Here is an 18,490-nt window from a genome sequence, read left to right as displayed (position 1 = left end):
CAGGGGGGACCCCCATCGCCCCAGCGGCACGACTGCCCGCAGGCTGGGGCGGGGTGCTACGCACGTCGGCGTACCTGCCAGATTGCGGCCGTGCCCAGCAGCACGATCACCGCGAGGCCCGCCAACAGGCCCAGGGACGGGCCGTTGTCCGGCTTGGTCTGCTTCTTGGTGGGGGGTTGTTTCTGTGACACCTGTTCTCCGCAGCCCTTCTCCGGGTAGGCGGCGATCGCGCACAGCAGGGCGTTCGTGTCGTAGCGGAGGGGTTTGGCCACTGTCGCGAGGGCATCGGCTGTTGTCGCGTCGGGGGAGACCCGGGCGCAGGCCGTGCGGGTGGCGGGTGGGGTTTCGCCGGACGGGGCGTCCGCCTTCGTGCCGAAGTCGATGAGGAGAGCCACGCGTTTCTTGCCGTCCCGCGCGGGCGTCTTCGCGCAGATCGTGTCGAAGTCGGAGTCGCCGCGCGGTCGGGCCGCGTTCGCCGAGTCCTCGCTCACCGCGAAACGGAGGCCCTGGACGGCGCCGTCCGAGGGGCGGGACGTGGACGGGCCCTGGGTCGCGTAGACCCAGTGGTCGCCGTCGCGTTCCCAGAACACCCAGTACCGGTAGCCCGCGGCCTGGGCCTGGCCCGCGCCCGCGCACAGCACGAGCGCGGCCAGGAGGAGGAGAACGGCCCGGCGGATCACGGCTGCTGCTTCCTGCGGCCGTTGCTGAAGAGGAAGCCGATGCCGATACCGGCGATGAGGCAGACGCCGACGTACCACCAGACGCCGAAGAAGTCCGAGCCCGAGTCGCTCTTCTTCTCTTCCGCCGCTGCCGTCTTCTCGGCTGACTGCGGGGCCGGCCCTGTCGCGTTCAGCTGCTTCACCAGGTCCGTGCCGCCGAAGTCACGCGGGTTCGTGCCCGTCGCGTGGGCGGCGAGGATCAACTGGGCGTAGGCGGCCGGACCGCTCTGGGCCGCCCAGGTCGCCGCGTTCTTCTCCAGCCAGCGCAGGGACTTCTCCGCCTGCGCGGTGTCGCCCCGCGCGGCGAGCGCCACCACCGCGTCGGCCGTGTTGCCGTAGTCGGGCTGGGGCTTCGAACCGGCGAGGGCGGATGTGAGGTGGCCGTCGTCCTTGGTCAGGGTCTTCGTGAGGTAGTCGGCTCCGTTGGCCGCGGCCCGTTCCGGCGTGCCCGGCTTCTCGCAGGTCTCGCCCTTGGCCGCCGCGCCGGGCTTCACCACCATGCCCTTGCCGAGCGCGCCCAGCACACCCGCCGCTGTCGCGTCCGCGTTGGCGGCCAGTTCGCCCTTCTTGTCCGGCTGGAAGGCGAACGCGCCCGCGCCGTCACCGTCACAGCCGAGGGCCAGCTTCAGCAGTGCGTCGTAGGGCGACTTGCCGCCCTTCTCGACCTGCTCCGGCTTCTCGCCCACGGCGGCGAGCGCGCCGATGACGACGGACGTCGAGTTCGTGTCGCTGGCGCCGCCGGGCGCGTAGCCCCAGCCGCCGTCCTTGTTCTGGACCGACTTCAGCCAGCTGACGGCCTTGTCGGTGACGGCGTCGTGCCCGCCGAGCGCGGCGAGGGCCTGGACGGCGGCGGACGTCGCGTTGGTGTCCAGCATGGTCCTGGCGTCGCACGCGGTGGTGGGGTCGGGCCGGTACGAGGCGAAGGAACCGTCGGCGCACTGCTGCCGGACGAGCCACTCCACGGACTTCGCCGCGGGCTTCACTCCCACGGTGTCCTGCGCCAGCAGGGCGAGCGACTGGCGCCAGACGCCGTCGAACTTGGGGTCCTTGTCGCCGTAGAGGGCGGACGGGAACGCCTGGGACGGGGAAGGGGACGGGGCGGCGGCGGCCGGGGTGGCGGCGCCGAGCATGGCGACGGCGGCCAGGACCGTGGCGCTGCGGCGGACGTTCATGATCGGCGGGTGCCTCTCCCTGTGGGGGAGCCGGGCAGCACGGGACACCCCGGCGGCTCGGCTCCGTATACCTCGACGGTGCCGTGCACCGGCGGGCTGCCGGGCACGTGAGCCGGTCACGAGCCGTACGGGGCGATCCGGCTCACCGCCTGGGCGGCTTACGGTTGCGGGTCAGCGCCGGAATTGCACCGGCTTCCCCCCGTACGGGTGATGACGACCGCCCCACTGTACCCGCACGTAACGAACCGGCCGAGAGTAGCTTCGGGGCATGCTCACCACACCGCCGGGGAGACTGCTGGGCTCGGGCCGCCGTGCCGACGTGTACGAGATCGACGAGGCGTGGGTGCTGCGCCATGAGCGGGAGGGCGGGGGTGACGCGGCGGCCGAGGGGGCGGTCATGCGGCACGTGCACGCGCACGGCTATCCGGTGCCCCGGGTCCGCCCGTCCGACTCGCGCACCGGCCTGGTGCTGGATCCGCGCTCCGACCTGGTGATGGAACGGCTCTCCGGCCCGACCATGCTCCAGGCCTGCCTGGCGGGCACGCTGGACGTGACGGAGGCGGGCTCGATCCTCGCCAGGCTGCTGCGCCGCCTGCACGCCCTCCCCGCCCTGCACTCCACCGACCCGGCGGTTTGTGTACTGCACCTGGACCTGCATCCGGAGAACGTGATCATGACGCCCGGCGGTCCCCGCGTCATCGACTGGTCGGACACGCGGGAGGGCGACCCGGCCCTGGACCGGGCGGCGTCCGCGGTGATCCTCGCCCAGGCCGCCGTCGCCGGTGACGGCCTCTCCGTCCCCGCCCGGGCGATGCTGACCGCCCTCCTCGCCGAAGCGTCCCCCCTCACCCGGCCCGCCCTGACTCAGGCCCTGCGCCGTCGGGCCGCCAATCCGACCATGAGCCCGACGGAAGAAGAACTGCTGGGCGCGGCCGAGGAGTTGATCCTGTCTCTCGGACAAACAAGCTAACGTGGGCCTCCACGACCACACGCAGGAGCGTCCATGACTGATCAGGTGGAGAACCCCGAGCAGGAGCCGCTGCCCAAGATCGACACCTCGGTTCCGCACTCGGCCCGGATCTGGAACTACTGGCTGGGCGGGAAGGACAACTACGAAGTCGACCGTGTGGCCGGCGACGCGTTCCGCGAGATCTTCCCGGGTATCGAGACCGGAGCCCGCGCCGCCCGCTACTTCCTCGCCCGCGCCGTCCGCCACCTGGCCGCCGAAGAGGGCATCCGCCAGTTCCTGGACATCGGCACGGGGCTGCCCAACGTCGACAACACCCACCAGATCGCGCAGCGGGTGGCCCCGGAGAGCCGGATCGTCTACGTCGACAACGACCCGCTGGTCCTGGCCCACGCCCGCGCGCTGCTCACCAGCACCCCGGAGGGCGTCACCAACTACGTCGACGCCGACCTGCGCGACCCGAGCGCCATCATCCGCGAAGCCGGGAAGACGCTGGACTTCGAGAAGCCCGTCGCCCTCATGCTGATGGGCATCCTCGGTCACATCGAGGACCATGACGAGGCGCGCTCGATCGTGCGGCGGCTCGTGGACGCCCTGCCCTCCGGCAGCTACCTGGTGCAGTACGACTCCACCGACACCAGCGAGGAGTACGTCCGGGCCATCCAGCAGTACAACGACGGCGGTTCGATCCCCTACATCCTCCGCAGCCCCGAGCAGATCGCCCGCTACTTCGACGGTCTGGAGCTGCTGGAGCCGGGTGTCACGTCGTGCTCGCGCTGGCGTCCCGACGCCGAGGCGCTGGGCCTGCCGGCGGAGGTGCACCAGTACGGAGGCGTCGCCCTCAAGCGCTGAGCGCCAAACACCGGCCCAGGAGTTCGGGATCGCCTGCGCGCGAGGTATCGGTCTTGATAGGCCGTCAGTCATGGCGTGAGGCGATCCCGCTTCCGGATCTGGGCGACGCGGGGCCTTCTCCAGGACTTGACCCAGACAGCCTCACGGACGCCATCGGCAGCGTGGTCGCCCTGGCGGACGCGGACGGCGACAAGGTCAACACCTACACCTACAGCCCGCGCGGAGTGCGCATCCTGGCCCAGTCCTCCGAACCGGTCGCCCAGCCCTACCGATTCGCCGGCGGCTATCAGGACCCCACCGGCCTGTACCACTTCCAGGCCCGCTACTACGACGCCAACATCGGCCGCTTCACCCAGCCCGACCCCTCCGGCCAGGAGAAGAACCCCTACCTCTACGCCGAAGGCGACCCCGTCAACCGCATCGACCCCTCCGGGCAGCTAGGTTTCGGTGCGGTCGTCGACGGCCTTTACGGACTGAAGCATCTAGGCGAAATCTGGCAGAACCGGAAAGATCCCAAAGCTTTGATTTCTCAGGCTGTGGGGATTGCTGCAGGGGCTGGATTCGGTGGGGTCTGCGGTGCCGGCACCGCCACCATGGCCACCGCCGCCGGGATGCCGTACCTCATTCCTCTGACGACGGCGGGCTGTGCAATCGCAGCTACACCGTCAGCAACGTAACGACGGGTGCGATGCGAGAAACTCCGTCTTGAGGGGATGCGGCATGAAGGATCAGGGACTGTCGCGCTGTGGCTTGCTGTCGTCGGGGCCCTGTGGTGCACCGGAATCGGTGCTGCGATGCATTTCCGCAAGCGGCGCTGACATGAGTGCCACATTGACGCCCCCGGCCATATAGCCCGGGGGCGTCAATGTGCGGCACTGGCACGGCGGCCCGCTCAGGTCTCCTGAAGGATGCGGTGCAGGACGGTCGGGGTCTCGTCCGGTGACTCGGCCTCGACCACCAGCCGGTTCATGGCGTCCCAGTAGCGCTCGATGTCGGCGGGCCGGTCGGGATACAGGGCGGTGGTGAGCTGTTCGAGGTAGACCACGTCGGGCAGTTCGCCGCCGGGCAGGCGCAGGATGGTGACCGGGCCGCTCTCCGCCGCGCTGCCGCCGGAGTGGAACGGCAGGATCTGGACCGTGACCTGGGGGAGGCGGCAGATGTCGATGAGATGTCTGAGCTGGGCGCGCATCACTTCGGGGCCGCCCACCGGGCGACGCAGCGCCGCCTCGTCGATCACGGCCCACAGCCGCGTCGCCGGTCTCCGGTGCAGGATCCGCTGCCGGGTCATCCGCAGCGCGACCCGGCGGTCGATCTCGCCCGCATCGGCGTCCGGATGGGCGAGCCGGACGGCGGCACGCGCGTAGTCGGCGGTCTGCAGCAGTCCGGGAACGCGCTGCACCCGGAAGCAGCGGATGACGCTCGCCGCCTGCTCCGCCCCGAGGTAGGCCTGCATCCAGACGGGCACCACGTCGCTGTAGTACTGCCACCAGGCGTGGGTGTTGGCCTGCTCGGCCAGCGCCATCAGGGTGGCGCGTTCGGCCTCGTCCGTGACGCCGTACAACGTGAGCAGGTCGGCGACGTCCCGCAGCTTGAACCCGTGGCGCCCGCCCTCCATCCGGCTGATCTTGGACGCGGAGGAGCGGATGACATGCCCGGCCTCCGCACGCCCGATGCCCCGCTCCTCCCGCAGCCTGCGAAGCCGCGCCCCCAGCGCCAGCCGCGGCACCATGGGCCCGGCCGACCTCCCGTCCAGGACTCCGCTGCCGAGTGTCGTACGAGCGGCCTCTTCGGTGCCCATGGGCTGTCTCCTTGCGGTGGTGCGCAACTCCGCACGCCTGCGAGCGTCGCGGCATATTCATCCTAGGGGCCCTGCCCCGACGCCATCCCGCTTATGCGGAAGGGGGGTTCGCATGCGGGCTGGGCCACCGAAGCCGCGTCGGGCCGGAGTCCGGGCGACGGGGCCGGCACGTCCCGCGGCGGCCGGCTGTCAGCCGCCGGCGGCCAGCTTGTGGCGGTAGTAGCTCTCGGCCGCATCGGCGAACTTCGAGATGAAATAGGCGTTGATCCCCGCCCCGGCGAGGGCGCCCAGCACCGGAACGAAGCCCGTCACCGCTTTCGATCCCAGCACAGCGGAGAACTTCACCGCCGCCTTCTGTGCGATCTTGTTGATGAACGGCTTACTGAGTTTCGCGGCAGCCTTGGCGCCCTTCTTGCCAATGATCTTCCCGCCGACCACGGAGACACCACTGCCCGCGCCCAACGCGAGTGCCTTGGCCATCACGGCGGTCCCGTATGTCGGATAGGCGACATTGAACGCGATGAATCCGGCCGATGTCGCGGCCCCCGCCGAGGTCACACTCAACGCGTCCGGCTCCAGGGTGTCGGCCCAGAGTGCGAGAATGACCGCGAGATCGTCCTCGCCATCCACCGTCGCGCCCATCTTGAATCCGATTCCCCAGGCGCAGAGGGACATCTTGTGCAACAGGAACGCCACATCGCCGACCAGTGTCGCCGCATGCGCCCCTGGCACCGCCATGGCAGCCGCGCCCGCTGCGGCCACCTGCCCGGTCTGCGAATTGCGCCAGCTCTGCACCGATGAGTACCCGGCGGCTCCCCGTTGGGCCATCGACGTGTCCCAGCCGAGCCGGTTGAACGCGGAGACGAAAATCTCCGCGGAGATACTGTTCCCCACAACAAGTCCCCCATTTCGCCTTCCGGCACTGCGGCGCCGCCCCCAACCCCGCTTGGCGGGCACGCTATCCGGACAGCTGGCCGATTGTCAGGGGCGCGCGAAGGGCGCGTTCTGGTACTTCAGGGGCGTGGGCTTGCAGTGCGCAACCTTCGAGGGGGCGGTTTGGCGAACCCCTGGTCATACCGCCACGTACGTGACCGGGTCGCTCCCCGCCACCGCCTCCGCCCGGCCCAGCTTCACCAGGCGGCGCAGATGGGACTCGGCCTCCGAGACGGCGATGTTCCTGGACCCGTAGGGGATCCGGTCCCAGGGGCGGTTCCACTCCATGCGTTCGGCGAGCTGCCAGGGCGTGAGCGGCTCGGCGAGGAGGGTCAGGAGGCCGGTGAGGCGGGACTCGTGATGGGTGAGCAGCTCGCGTACGCGGGCGGCCGCGTCGGGGAACGGGTGCTGGTGGGCCGGGAGCACCTCGGCGGGGGCGAGACGGCCCACGCGTTCGAGGGAGTCGAGGTAGTCGCCCAGGGGGTCGGTCACGGTGGTGTCGTCGGGGTCCTCGTACAGGCCGATGTGCGGGGTGATCTCGGGCAGCAGGTGGTCGCCGGAGAACAGCCTGCCGCTCCCGGGGAGTTGGGCGGGATGGGTCTCCTCCAGGTGGAGGCAGACGTGGCCCGGGGTGTGCCCGGGGGTCCAGATCGCGCGCAGGCGGCGGCCGGGGAGGGCGAGGAGCTCGCCGGGGACGATGTCGCGGTCGGGCAGGGCGGGGGAGAGGCCGGGCAGGGTGCGGGGCAGGGCCGCGCGCAGGGGTGCGATGTGCTCCTCGGGGGCGCCGGCTGCGGTGAGCTTGTCCGCCATGTACGCGAACCAGCGCTCGGGAGGGGCCTCCCGGGTTCGTCGTACGACCGCGGTGTCCGCCGCGTGCATCGCGATCCACGCGCCCGACGCCTCCCGGACCCGGCCGGACAGGCCGTGGTGGTCGGGATGGTGGTGGGTGATGACCACGCCGTGGATCTCGGCGACCGAGGTGCCGCAGGCGGTGAGGCCGTCCACGAGGGTGTCCCAGGACTCCGGGTCGTCCCAGCCGGTGTCGATCAGCACCGGGCCGCGGTCGGTGTCGAGGACGTACACCAAGGTGTGGCCGAGGGGATTGTCCGGGATGGGGACGCGGAGGGACCGGACGCCTCCGCGGTGGTCGGTCACCTTTGCCATGGGCTCCCCTGTCGTCGCCGACTCCCGCCACTATAACTAGAACCGGTTCCATGGGAGTCCGCCCGTGCTGTGCGGTCCGTGGACTCCTCGGGGCGGGGCTGGTATCAGTGGGCGTATCTGATGGATCGTCAGAGACGCGCTTCCGGGGAGGCAGTCGGCCATGACCGAGCTCGTGGAACACGGACAGCTGTTCATCGGCGGGGAGTTGACCGATCCCCTGGGCCAGGAGGTCATCGAGGTGATCTCGCCGCACACGGAAGAGGTCGTCGGACGCGTCCCGCACGCCTCCGCGGCGGATGTGGACCGGGCCGTGGCGGTGGCGCGGCGGGCCTTCGACGAGGGGCCCTGGCCGCGGATGAGCCTCGACGAGCGGATCGAGGTCGTGAGCCGGATCAAGGACGGCATCGCCGCCCGGCACGACGAGATCGCCCGCGTGATCTCCGGCCAGAACGGCTCGCCCTACTCCTGGAGCGTCCTCGCCCAGGCCCTCGGCGCGGTGATGGTGTGGGACTCCGCGATCACGGTCGCGCGGAACTTCACCCACGAGGAGCGGCGCGACGGCGTGCTGGGCAAAATCCTGGTGCGGCGGGAGCCGGTCGGAGTCGTGGCCGCCGTGATCCCCTGGAACGTCCCGCAGTTCACCGCAGCCGCCAAGCTCGCCCCAGCGCTGCTCGCCGGCTGCACGGCCGTGCTCAAGCCCTCGCCCGAGGCGCCGCTCGACGCGTACCTGCTCGGCGAGATCGCCCGCGAGGCCGGGCTGCCGGAGGGGGTGCTGTCGATCCTGCCCGCCGACCGGGAGGTCAGCGAGTACCTGGTCGGGCACCCCGGCATCGACAAGGTGTCCTTCACCGGGTCGGTCGCGGCCGGCAAGCGCGTGATGGAGGTCGCGGCCCGCAACCTCACCCGCGTGACACTGGAACTCGGCGGAAAGTCGGCGGCCGTCGTCCTGCCCGACGCGGACGTCGAGACGGCCGTGGCGGGCATCGCCCCGGCGGCCTGGATGAACAACGGGCAGGCCTGTGTCGCCCAGACCCGCATCCTCCTGCCGCGCTCCCGCTACGACGAGTTCGCCGACGCCCTCACCGCGGCGGCGGGCGCCCTGACCGTCGGCGACCCGCTGGACCCCGCCACCCAGGTGGGCCCGCTGGTGGCCAGGCGGCAGCAGCGGCGCAACCTCGACTACATCCGCATCGGGCAGGAGGAGGGCGCGAAGATCCTGACGGGCGGGGGGCGTCCGGCCGGCCTGGACCGCGGCTGGTACGTCGAACCGACCCTCTTCGGCGACGTCGACAACTCCATGCGGATCGCCCGCGAGGAGATCTTCGGCCCCGTCATCTGCCTGCTGCCCTACGACGACGAGTCCGACGCCGTGAAGATCGCCAACGACTCCGACTACGGGCTGAGCGGCAGTGTGTGGACGGCGGACGCCGAGCGCGGCGTCGAGATCGCCCGGCAGGTCCGTACCGGCACGTACTCCGTCAACACCTTCAGCCTGGACATGCTGGGCCCCTTCGGCGGCTACAAGAACTCGGGCCTCGGGCGGGAGTTCGGGCCCGAGGGGTACGGCGAGTACCTGGAGCACAAGATGATCCACCTCCCCGCGGACGCCTAGCGATGGGCGACCGCTGGCACGTCGAGGTGGACCGCTCCCTGTGCATCGGCTCCGCCCAGTGCCTCCACCACGCGCCGGACGGCTTCCGCCTGGATTCCGCACGCCAGTCCCGTCCGGTCGAGCCGGACACGGACGCGAACGAGCGGGTCCTGGAGGCTGCGGAGAACTGCCCGGTGGAGGCGATCGTGATCACGCTGGGGGGCAGTGGGGAGACGGTGTTCCCACCGGAGGAGTAGGAGCGGCCGTCCCCGGGGACCTGTCAGGCGCCGGGGGCCCGATAGTCCACCTGCTGCCGGACGGCCTCGTCTACCTCGTCGGCCGACAGCAGGACGACCGTGCTCGTGCGGACCCCGCCGGCCGCCGAGACGACCATGCCCATGGCCGCGGCGGAGGTATTGCCCGGCAGCTCCGCCGTGACGTAGACGTCGTCGTCGCCGAAGGCCCAGTACATCGTCTCGACCCGGCCGCCGAGACCCTCGACCATGCGCGCGACGACTTCACGCCGCGCGCTCGCGCCTTCATTGAGCAGGCCCTTGAGTCCGTCGGGGGTCAGCTTCACCTTGAAGAGGTACGTCGGCATCGGGGGCCACCTTTCACATCCGTTCACATCCGCCCGAGCAGTCGCTCTGACTCCCTCATGTTCCTTCCGTTCCTGGTCGTCGTCGCGGCGACCGAGGGTGCAGACGGGGCCATCCGGATTAATGCGGATATTAAGGTAAAAAATTCTGCTCAGGTCTTCTCTCCGCCGATGGAAGTCCTAACCTGGATACAGGCCTACGAGGCGAGTGAGGGAGTCCGACCGGAGTAGCCGACGCGGGCAGGAAGTTTCGGCTTCCGCCGGTGCCGACTGCGACGGTAGGGCTGAGAGGCCGGAAGGACGCAGGGCCGAAAGGCCAGGCGACCGGAAGGCGACCCCCATAACCTGATCCGGACCATGCCGGCGAAGGGAACCCGTCTCGTAGGTCGTCGGCGTCTCAGGGGGTTGAGGGGCGTTCCGAGGCCGGTGCGGTGAGGTCGATCAGGCGGCACACCGTCTCGATGTCGATCTTCACCTGGGCGATGGAGGCGCGGCCCGAGAGCCAGGTGATCAGCGCCGAGTGCCAGGTGTGCTCGATGACCCGGACCGCCGACAGCTGCTCCGGGGTGGGGTGCTCCAGCCCCATCGCGTCCAGGATGATCGCCGTCGTCTGCCGCGAGACCTGGTCGACCTCCGGGCTCACACTGCGGTCGGCGAAGGTGAGGGCCCTGACCATCGCGTCGGCGAGATGCGGTTCGCGCTGCAGGGCGCGGAAGGCCCGCATCAGTGTCTCCGCGACCCGCTCGGCCGCGCTCTCGCCCTGCGGCGGCTTCTTCCGCAGGGTGCCGTGCATGTGCTCCAGCTGGTCCTGCATGGTGGCGACCAGCAGATGGATCTTGGAAGGGAAGTAGCGGTACAGAGTGCCGAGCGCCACCTGCGAGGACTCTGCGACCTCACGCATCTGCACGGCGTCGAAGCCGCCGCGGCTGGCCAGCTGCGCGCTCGCGTGCAGGATGCGGCGGCGACGGGCCTCCTGCCGCTCCGTGAGGGGTGGGGAGGCGGGGACTGTGGCTCTGGCTTCCACCCTGGCCATCTGGTTCACCTTGGCTTCCGCGGGCATGGATCGGCCCCGTTCCGTGACCGTCCGTGAGGACGAGTGATCACACAGCATGGCACGGCACCGGCCGTGGCGTGAATCACCTGATCCACTGCTCACAGCGCCCCTACCTGCCGGTAGATTCAGAGCCTCCGAACGATCAAGTCTGAAACTTGTTCTAGATTAGCGTCCCGGCGTAATCTCGCGGGACAGAGCAGGGAGAAGGGGGCCTGGAGTGACCGCTGAGGCCAAGGAGGCCGGGGCCCCGAAGGACCCCGCAGCCGACGGCTTGCGACCGCTCGACATCGCGCTCCTCACCTACAAAGGGAACCCGTTCTGCGGCGGCCAGGGTGTCTACGTCCGGCATCTCTCGCGCGAACTGGCCCGTCTCGGCCACCGGGTCGAGGTCATCGGCGCGCAGCCGTACCCCGTGCTCGACGAGGGCTTCGGCCGGGTGAGCCTCACCGAGCTGCCCAGTCTCGACCTCTACCGCCAGCCGGATCCTTTCCGCACCCCGAAGCGTGACGAGTACCGCGACTGGATCGACGCGCTCGAGGTCGCGACGATGTGGACCGGCGGCTTCCCCGAACCTCTGACGTTCTCGCTGCGCGCCCGCCGCCATCTGCGGGCCCGCCGGGGCCAGTTCGACGTCGTGCACGACAACCAGACGCTGGGGTACGGGCTGCTGGGAGACGTCGGTGCCCCCCTGGTCACCACGATCCACCACCCCATCACCGTCGACCGCCAGTTGGAGCTGGACGCGGCGGAGGGCCGGCAGCGGCGGTGGTCGGTGCGTCGCTGGTACGCCTTCACGCGCATGCAGAAGCGTGTCGCGCGCCGGCTGCCGTCCGTGCTCACCGTCTCCGGCACGTCCCGCCAGGAGATCATCGACCATCTCGGTGTCCGGCAGGACCGCATCCACGTCGTCCACATCGGCGCCGACACGGACCTGTTCTCCCCCGACCCCTCGGTGCCGGTCGTGCCGGGCCGGATCGTGACGACGTCCAGTGCCGACGTCCCGCTGAAGGGGCTGGTCCATCTGGTCGAGGCCCTGGCGAAGGCGCGCACCGAGCACCCGGAGGCCCACCTCGTCGTGGTCGGCAAACGCCCGGCCGAAGGGCCGGTCGCCCAGGCGATGGAGCGGTACGGCCTCGAGGGCGCCGTCGACTTCGTCAAGGGCATATCCGACGCGGAACTCGTCGACCTGGTGCGCTCGGCCCAGGTCGCGTGCGTGCCGTCGCTGTACGAGGGATTCTCGCTCCCGGCCGCGGAGGCCATGGCGACGGGCACGCCGCTGCTGGCCACGACCGGGGGTGCGATCCCCGAGGTCGCCGGGCGGGACGGCGAGACGTGCCTGGCGGTGCCGCCGGGGGACGCGGGGGCGCTGGCGGCGGGCCTGGGCCGGCTGCTGAGCGACGCGGAGCTGCGTACCCGCCTCGGAGCGGCCGGCCGGGAGCGGGTGCTGCGGCACTTCACGTGGGCCAGGGCCGCGGAGGGGACGGTGGCCCGGTACCGGGAGGCGATCGACCGGGCAGGGGGCCGCCCCGGGCCCCGGGACGCGGGCCGTCCGGCCCCGCCGACAGCGGGCGTGCCCGCGGCCCCCGCGGCCACAGCGGGCGCTGCGGCCGAAGCCCCCTCAGATGTACAAGGCGTCAACTCCGAAAGCAGGGCCACGTGCTGACCGTCGACTTCTCCCGGTTCCCGCTCGCCCCGGGCGACCGTGTCCTGGACCTCGGCTGCGGTGCCGGGCGGCACGCCTTCGAGTGCTACCGGCGCGGCGCGCAGGTCGTGGCGCTGGACCAGAACGCCGAGGAGATCCGCGAGGTCGCCAAGTGGTTCGCGGCGATGAAGGAGGCCGGCGAGGCACCCGAGGGCGCCACCGCCACGGCCATGGAGGGCGACGCCCTCGCCCTGCCCTTCCCCGACGAGTCCTTCGACGTCGTCATCATCTCCGAGGTGATGGAGCACATCCCGGACGACAAGGGCGTCCTCGCGGAGATGGTGCGCGTGCTGAAGCCCGGCGGCCGCATCGCCGTCACCGTCCCGCGCTACGGCCCCGAAAAGGTCTGCTGGACCCTGTCCGACGCCTACCACGAGGTCGAGGGCGGCCACATCCGCATCTACAAGGCGGACGAACTGCTCACGAAGATCCGCGAGGCCGGCCTCGAGCCGTACGGCACGCACCACGCCCACGCGCTGCACTCCCCGTACTGGTGGCTGAAGTGCGCGTTCGGCGTCGACAACGACAAGGCGCTGCCGGTGCGGGCCTACCACAAGCTGCTCGTCTGGGACATCATGAAGAAGCCGCTGGCCACCCGGGTCGCCGAGCAGGCGCTGAACCCGCTGATCGGCAAGAGCTTCGTGGCGTACGCGACCAAGCCGCACCTGCCGCGCCTGACCGACACCGGGGCGGACACCTCGGCCGGCACCGGGGCGGACGCCAAGTGACGACTCCCCGGACGGAACATCTGGTCCTGCCCGGGGTCCTCACCGCCGGGCAGGCCGCCGCGACCGTCGCCGGCATCCTCGCCGTGCAGCGCGAGGACGGAGCGATCCCGTGGTTCAGGGGGCACCACCTCGACCCGTGGGACCACGTCGAGGCGGCGATGGCACTCGACACGGCCGGCGAGCACGAGGCCGCCGAACGGGCCTACCTGTGGCTCGCCCGGCACCAGAACGAGGACGGCTCCTGGTACGCGGCGTACACGGACGGGCAGTTCGACGACGTCACGGACCGGGGCCGCGAGACCAACTTCGTCGCCTACATAGCCGTCGGCGTCTGGCACCACTACCTCTCCACCGGCGACGACACGTTCCTGGAGCGGATGTGGCCGGCGGTGTACGCGGCGGTGGAGTTCGTACTGCGCCTGCAGCAGCCGGGCGGGCAGATCGGCTGGCGGCGCGACGACGACGGTACGGACACGGCGGACGCCCTGCTGACCGGGTCCTCCTCGATCCACCACGCGCTGCGGTGCGCGCTGGCGATCGCCGAGCAGCGGGAGGAGGCGCAGCCGGACTGGGAGCTGGCGGCGGGTGCGCTGCGGCACGCGATACGGCACCACCCGGAGCGGTTCCTCGACAAGAACCGCTACTCGATGGACTGGTACTACCCGGTGCTGGGTGGTGCGTTGACCGGTGCGGAGGCCAAGGCCCGTATCGAGGAGGGCTGGGACCGGTTCGTCGTTCCCGGGCTGGGGGTGCGGTGCGTGGTTCCCAACCCGTGGGTGACGGGGGGCGAGTCCGCGGAACTCGCACTGGCCCTCTGGGCGATGGGTGAGTCCGACCGGGCGCTGGACATCCTCAAGTCGATCCAGCACCTGCGCGATGCGGAGAGCGGGCTGTACTGGACGGGGTACGTGTTCGACGACGGCGCGATCTGGCCGGAGGAGCTGACCACGTGGACTGCGGGGTCGCTGCTGCTGGCCGTGGCGGCGCTGGGCGGGCACGAGGCGACGTGTGCCGTCTTCGGCGGGGAGCATCTGCCCATGGGGCTCGAGGCGGACTGCTGCGCCTGAGAGCCCGGGGGTCTCGCTGAGTGTGCGGGCGCGGGTTGTGCGTGGTTCCTCGCGCAGTTCCCCGCGCCCCTGAAGGGCGAGCCCCGTGAGGCGTTTTCAGTGGCGGTGCACTCGGTTGGCGATGGCGTGCCCCACGAGCAGGTACACCACCGCCGCCAGGCCGTAGCCGCAGACCACTCGGGCCCACGCCTCGTCGAACGTGAACAGGTCGTGGGACCAGCCGGCGAGCCAGCGGGCCGCGTCGTGGATGAACTGGACGAACGAGTTGCCGGGGTTCGCGTCCAGCAGGTACATCAGGATCCACAGACCCAGGATGAGCGCCATGATGTCGGCCACGACCGCGACGATCGTGCCGGCCTGATTCGCACCGTTGCGATATCGAGGGGACATACTCTCCGGATTGCCCTTGAAGTCTGGATGAAACCCGGTGCGGTGAGCCGCGTCCCCCATCGGGACCGCGCCGTGCGCTTCTTCCTCCCTTCAACCGACGTTCCCGCAAGTGGCGTTCGGGGTACACCGGCATCATCGACGATCCTGGCCCGGCCACACGGGGAGAACGCAGGTGTCACGGGGGGAGAACGCAGGTGCCCGCGAACAGACCCGCTACCGAAGAGCCTCGGTTAACCGTCACCAGACCCCCGCGCCGACGTCTGCGCAGAGTGCTGGCGTCGGCGCTGCCCGTCCCGGTCATCGGGCTGGCCCTGCTCGTGGCCTCCGGGAACCTGCTGCTGCCGCTGCGCCAGGTCGTCACCATAGAGGCCAAGATGGCCTCGAAGCGGGACTTCTTCCAGGACCCCGTGGTCGAGCGGCTGCTCATGAAGCACGGCTTCCGCGTGCACATCACCAACATGGGCTCGCGTGAGATCGCGAAGCAGGACTACGAGGGGTACGACGTGGTCTTCCCCTCCGGCCAGCCCGCCGCCGACCTGATCAGCCGGGAGCGCGCCCGGGCGAACCGTCCGGTGCTGCTGTACCGCCCGTTCGTCAGCCCCATCGTGCTGGCCACCTACCGGGACTACGCCGAGGTGCTCACGGCGGAAGGCGTCGCCAAGCGCCTGCCGGGCCAGGGCGGCCGGACGATGTACTACACCCTCGAGATGCGGCCGTTCCTCGATCTGGCCCGCGGCAAGAGGAAGGGCGTCCAGCGCGACCCCGGGAACGGCTACCGCTGGGACGAGATCGACGGTGCGGACCGCGTCCGCAACGGCAACAAGATCCTCGCCCAGACCTCGGACATCTGCGAAGCCAACTCCGCCGGCACCTACCTCGGACTCGTGGCCTTCGTCGAGCACGGGAACGACGCGCCGGACAGCGAGGCCGAGGCGGTGCGACTCGCCCGGAAGATCAAGCCGCTCCTCGTCGAGCAGGGCCTGCCGTCCTCCGAACGGGCCGAAACGTATCTGTCCCCTGACGGGCAGAGCATCGCCCCGATCTCGGTGATCTACGAGCACCAGTTCCTCGCCCACCAGATCGCGCACGAGGCCGAGAAGGGCGCCACCGACGACCAGCGCGTCCTGCTCTACCCCTCCACCCGCTTCGTCACCGAACCCCAGCTCGTCGCGCTGACCGGCGACGGCGCCCGGCTCGGCGAACTGGTCAGCGAGGACCCCGAACTCCAGCACCGCGCCATGGAGCTGGGCTTCCGGGCCCGCAACGCCACCGCCGGCGCCACCGGCGACGAACTCACCCGGTTCCTCACCGAACGGCGGATCCCGGTGCCCACCACCTCCTCCGACGACACCCGGGCGGTCCTGCCCAGCCTGCCCCTGCTGGAGAGGATGATCGAGATCGTCGGCGACTGCCCGGACCGGACGGGCAGCCGGTGAGGCGCGGCGCGGGCCTGCCGGCGCTCTGCCTGGCGCTTGTGGCCGCCCTCCTCACCGCCTGCTCGGGTGACGACGCGGACGGCACGGTCCGGCTGAGGGTGCTCGCCGGCCCCGACCTCGCCGTACTGGCCCCGCTGCTGGGCGAGTTGAAGGACGAGACCGGCGTCGACCTGCGGCTGGACCACCGGGCCGACGCCGAGACCAAGGCCCTGGACCACGACGGGTACGACCTCGCCTGGCTGTCCTCCGACCGCTATCTGCGTCTCACCGACAAGAGCGCGACCCGGGGGCTGCAGCGCACGTCCACCATGACGTCCCCCGTCGTCATCGGCCTCAAGCCGGACGTGGCACGCAAGCTCCGCGCCCAGGTGCCCGGCTCCCGGCTCACCTGGGCCGACATCGCGGACGCCGCCGCCACCGGCACCGTCCGCTTCGGCATGGCCGACCCCCGGTACGCCGGCAGCGGGCTCGCCGCCCTCGTCGGCGTCGCCACCGCCGCGGCCGGTACCGGGGCGGCGCTGCGCCCCGAGGACGTCTCCTGCGACCGGCTGCGCGGTTTCCGCTCCGGCCAGACCCTCACCGCCGGTACCGGCCCCGCCCTCGTCGACTCCTACGCCGACCACCAGGACGAGGCGAACGCCCTCATCACCTACGAGTCCGACCTGCTCGCCCTCAACGCCGCCGGCCGCCTGGAGGACCGCCTGGAGGTCGTCCGCCCCCAGGACGGCATGGTCCTGGCGGACTTCCCGCTGCTCCTGCTGAATCCGGCCCACCGCACCGCGTACGACAAGGTCACGCAGTGGCTGCGGCGTGACTCGGTGCAGCGGAAGATCATGCGGCACACCCTGCGCCGCCCGGTGAACACGACGGTCGCCCGGGACGCGCGGCTGCGCGAACCGGTCGGCAACGCCCTCTTCTATCCCGACCGGTCCGCCGTCATCGAAACCCTGTTGGCGGACTACGGTGACCCGGACCGCCGCACCACGAGCCAGGTGGTCTTCCTGCTCGACTTCTCCGGCTCGATGCGCGGCGCCCGGATGGCCGCTCTGCGCGAGGCCTTCGCCGGGCTGAGCGGTGCGGACCCCTCCGCCTCCGGCAAGTTCACCCGCTTCCACCGGGGCGAGCGGCTGACCGTCGTCCGGTTCGGTGGCCGCGTGCTGGGGGAGAAGTCCGTCACCGTCACCGGGCCGAAGGACCTGACGGTCCTCTCCGGCACCGTCGCCCGGGGCGGCTACGGTGACGCCACGGCCGTGTGGTCCGCCCTCGACCACGGCTACCGCACCGCCGCCCGCGAGCTGGCCGCCGACCCCGACCGCTCCGTCTCACTCGTCCTGATGACGGACGGCGAGAACAACGCGGGACTGTCCTACGCGGAGTTCGTACGCCGCCACCAAGCGCTGCCCGCCGCCGTGCGCTCCGCAGTCCACACCTACCCCGTCCACTTCGGCGAGGCCGACGCCGGCGAACTGCGGCGCGTGGCGGCGAGGACGGGCGGACGGATGGTGCGGGCCGTCGGCTCGTCCCTTTCCGAGGCATTCAAGGAGATCCGTGGCTGTCACTGACGCGCTGTGGTGGAGCCTTTGGTGGCCGTGGATGACGGTCTGGCTGGTGACGGCCGCCGGCGCGGTGGCGCTCGCGGTGGTCCTGGTGCGCCACGCCCGGGAGCGGCGCAGGCACCTGCGGCGCTGGCAGTCGGCGTACAGCATCTGCCTCTACCTCGACGAGCAGGCGGTGATGGACCTGTGGGAGCTCGGCAACTACCGGTCCGCGCTGGAGGAGGCCGTCGAGCTGCGGACGAAGGTCGACACGAGTGTCGGCTTCTGGAGCCGGGTGCTGACCTGGCTGTTCCGGTTCCGGCTGAAGCGGGACGTCAGCCAGGAGACGTTCCGCAAGTTCGTACGCAAGGACAAACCGATCAACGTGATCGGCGTGGTCCTGGAGGCCTTCGACCGGGCCGACGCCATCGTCCACGCCGACCTGACCACCCTGACGGTCGTCCCGAACCGGAACCTCGCCCACGATCTGGCGGACGGCCGTGCGGTGACCCTGAGCCGCATCAGCGAATTCGTCTCGGTGAAAGGGGTGTTCACCCGCGTACCGGACGTGGCGGAGGGCTTCGTCCTGCGGGCGGAGTACGGCGCCGAGCGGCCCCCGGTGTCCATGCGCGTCGTGGCGCCCGGGAACGCGCGCCGCTCGATCCCGGCCGGCACGTTCACGGCCCGCTGCCTCGGCAAGATGACCGGGTGGCGCGAGGACACCCGCGAGGTGACGCTGGAGGCGATCGCGATCTTCTGGTGACCGCCGCCCAGATCGCCCCCG

Annotated in this window: 18 protein-coding genes, 1 pseudogene and 1 riboswitch; of the genes and pseudogenes, 11 read left to right on the top strand and 8 right to left on the bottom strand. The window is 70.9% G+C overall.

Translation table 11 applies throughout. The annotated features are described in order from the left end of the window. Positions 1–56: 56 nt before the first annotated feature. Together IE97_RS0115220 and IE97_RS0115215 are read right to left on the bottom strand one after the other, a co-directional pair. Entirely contained in the window at positions 57–680 is a 624-nt protein-coding gene (locus IE97_RS0115220; protein ID WP_030238765.1) for an SCO2322 family protein, read from the bottom strand. Beyond that, complete coding sequence (locus IE97_RS0115215) at positions 677–1,891, bottom strand: prenyltransferase/squalene oxidase repeat-containing protein (RefSeq protein ID WP_030238762.1); 1,215 nt, start codon at positions 1,889–1,891, stop codon at positions 677–679. The genes IE97_RS0115220 and IE97_RS0115215 overlap by 4 nt, the downstream gene beginning before the upstream one ends. Before the next feature lie 112 nt (positions 1,892–2,003). Next, positions 2,004–2,132, bottom strand: a riboswitch (cobalamin riboswitch). A gap of 27 nt (positions 2,133–2,159) precedes the next feature. Here IE97_RS0115215 and IE97_RS0115210 point away from each other — a divergent pair. The 3 genes and pseudogenes from IE97_RS0115210 to IE97_RS42975 form a co-directional block, all read left to right on the top strand. Further along, a complete protein-coding gene (locus IE97_RS0115210; RefSeq protein ID WP_030238758.1) occupies positions 2,160–2,861 on the top strand; it encodes a phosphotransferase in 702 nt (233 codons plus the stop codon). 33 nt (positions 2,862–2,894) lie between these two features. Beyond that, complete coding sequence (locus IE97_RS0115205; RefSeq protein ID WP_030238755.1) at positions 2,895–3,710, top strand: SAM-dependent methyltransferase; 816 nt, start codon at positions 2,895–2,897, stop codon at positions 3,708–3,710. Positions 3,711–3,850: 140 nt separating this feature from the next. Beyond that, a pseudogene (locus IE97_RS42975) lies at positions 3,851–4,387 on the top strand (RHS repeat-associated core domain-containing protein); the annotation flags it as partial. Positions 4,388–4,602: 215 nt separating this feature from the next. On the opposite strand, the gene IE97_RS0115195 reads toward IE97_RS42975, so the two are convergent. The 3 genes from IE97_RS0115195 to IE97_RS0115185 all read right to left on the bottom strand — a co-directional run bounded on the left by IE97_RS0115195 (position 4,603) and on the right by IE97_RS0115185 (position 7,605). Continuing rightward, a complete protein-coding gene (locus tag IE97_RS0115195; RefSeq protein WP_051704991.1) occupies positions 4,603–5,508 on the bottom strand; it encodes a helix-turn-helix domain-containing protein in 906 nt (301 codons plus the stop codon). 189 nt (positions 5,509–5,697) lie between these two features. After that, positions 5,698–6,402 carry an EcsC family protein gene (locus IE97_RS0115190; protein WP_030238743.1) on the bottom strand — a complete coding sequence of 235 codons (705 nt, stop codon included), beginning with the start codon at positions 6,400–6,402 and terminating at the stop codon, positions 5,698–5,700. A gap of 177 nt (positions 6,403–6,579) precedes the next feature. Beyond that, the gene (locus tag IE97_RS0115185) at positions 6,580–7,605 is read right to left on the bottom strand and encodes an MBL fold metallo-hydrolase (RefSeq protein ID WP_030238739.1); all 1,026 of its coding nucleotides are present in this window, start codon (positions 7,603–7,605) and stop codon (positions 6,580–6,582) included. A 160-nt stretch (positions 7,606–7,765) separates the two neighbouring features. Here IE97_RS0115185 and IE97_RS0115180 point away from each other — a divergent pair, with 160 nt between their 5' ends. Both IE97_RS0115180 and IE97_RS0115175 read left to right on the top strand, forming a co-directional pair. After that, positions 7,766–9,217: an aldehyde dehydrogenase gene (locus IE97_RS0115180; RefSeq protein WP_030238736.1), complete on the top strand. Its 1,452-nt coding sequence runs from the start codon at positions 7,766–7,768 to the stop codon at positions 9,215–9,217. A gap of 2 nt (positions 9,218–9,219) precedes the next feature. Then, positions 9,220–9,453 (top strand): ferredoxin, encoded by a 234-nt coding sequence (locus IE97_RS0115175; protein ID WP_030238733.1) that lies wholly within the window; start codon positions 9,220–9,222, stop codon positions 9,451–9,453. Between the two features lie 23 nt (positions 9,454–9,476). On the opposite strand, the gene IE97_RS0115170 is transcribed toward IE97_RS0115175, so the two are convergent. Next, positions 9,477–9,797 carry a GYD domain-containing protein gene (locus tag IE97_RS0115170; RefSeq protein WP_030238730.1) on the bottom strand — a complete coding sequence of 107 codons (321 nt, stop codon included), beginning with the start codon at positions 9,795–9,797 and terminating at the stop codon, positions 9,477–9,479. Positions 9,798–10,191: 394 nt separating this feature from the next. Beyond that, complete coding sequence (locus IE97_RS0115165) at positions 10,192–10,854, bottom strand: TetR family transcriptional regulator (protein ID WP_030238725.1); 663 nt, start codon at positions 10,852–10,854, stop codon at positions 10,192–10,194. A 211-nt stretch (positions 10,855–11,065) separates the two neighbouring features. Between IE97_RS0115165 and IE97_RS0115160 the strand changes: the two genes are divergently transcribed. Genes IE97_RS0115160 through IE97_RS0115150 form a run of 3 tightly spaced genes read left to right on the top strand, consistent with a single transcriptional unit; the run spans position 11,066 to position 14,345 of the window. After that, entirely contained in the window at positions 11,066–12,511 is a 1,446-nt protein-coding gene (locus IE97_RS0115160) for a glycosyltransferase family 4 protein (protein ID WP_030238722.1), read from the top strand. Continuing rightward, entirely contained in the window at positions 12,505–13,278 is a 774-nt protein-coding gene (locus tag IE97_RS0115155; protein ID WP_030238719.1) for a class I SAM-dependent methyltransferase, read from the top strand. The genes IE97_RS0115160 and IE97_RS0115155 overlap by 7 nt, the downstream gene beginning before the upstream one ends. Then, entirely contained in the window at positions 13,275–14,345 is a 1,071-nt protein-coding gene (locus IE97_RS0115150) for a prenyltransferase (RefSeq protein ID WP_030238716.1), read from the top strand. Before IE97_RS0115155 ends, IE97_RS0115150 begins: the two co-directional genes overlap by 4 nt. A 96-nt stretch (positions 14,346–14,441) precedes the next feature. Here the strand turns inward: IE97_RS0115150 and IE97_RS0115145 are convergent, their stop codons facing one another. Continuing rightward, on the bottom strand, positions 14,442–14,735 hold the full coding sequence (locus IE97_RS0115145; protein WP_030238713.1) for a hypothetical protein: 294 nt from the start codon (positions 14,733–14,735) through the stop codon (positions 14,442–14,444). Positions 14,736–15,004: 269 nt separating this feature from the next. Between IE97_RS0115145 and IE97_RS0115140 the strand changes: the two genes are divergently transcribed. From IE97_RS0115140 to IE97_RS0115130, 3 genes are read left to right on the top strand one after another with little or no spacing between them, the layout of a single operon-like run. Then, positions 15,005–16,171: a hypothetical protein gene (locus tag IE97_RS0115140; protein ID WP_234310744.1), complete on the top strand. Its 1,167-nt coding sequence runs from the start codon at positions 15,005–15,007 to the stop codon at positions 16,169–16,171. Positions 16,172–16,209: 38 nt separating this feature from the next. Beyond that, positions 16,210–17,733 (top strand): vWA domain-containing protein, encoded by a 1,524-nt coding sequence (locus IE97_RS0115135; protein WP_234310745.1) that lies wholly within the window; start codon positions 16,210–16,212, stop codon positions 17,731–17,733. Then, positions 17,720–18,469, top strand: coding sequence for a hypothetical protein (locus IE97_RS0115130; RefSeq protein ID WP_158708298.1), 750 nt, complete (start codon positions 17,720–17,722; stop codon positions 18,467–18,469). The genes IE97_RS0115135 and IE97_RS0115130 overlap by 14 nt, the downstream gene beginning before the upstream one ends. Positions 18,470–18,490 lie beyond the last annotated feature (21 nt).

This window comes from Streptomyces sp. NRRL S-455, assembly GCF_000717875.1.
GTDB lineage: Bacteria > Actinomycetota > Actinomycetes > Streptomycetales > Streptomycetaceae > Streptomyces.
The sequence above is the reverse complement of the archived record's forward strand: the minus strand, read 5'-3'. Positions and strand labels throughout refer to the sequence as shown.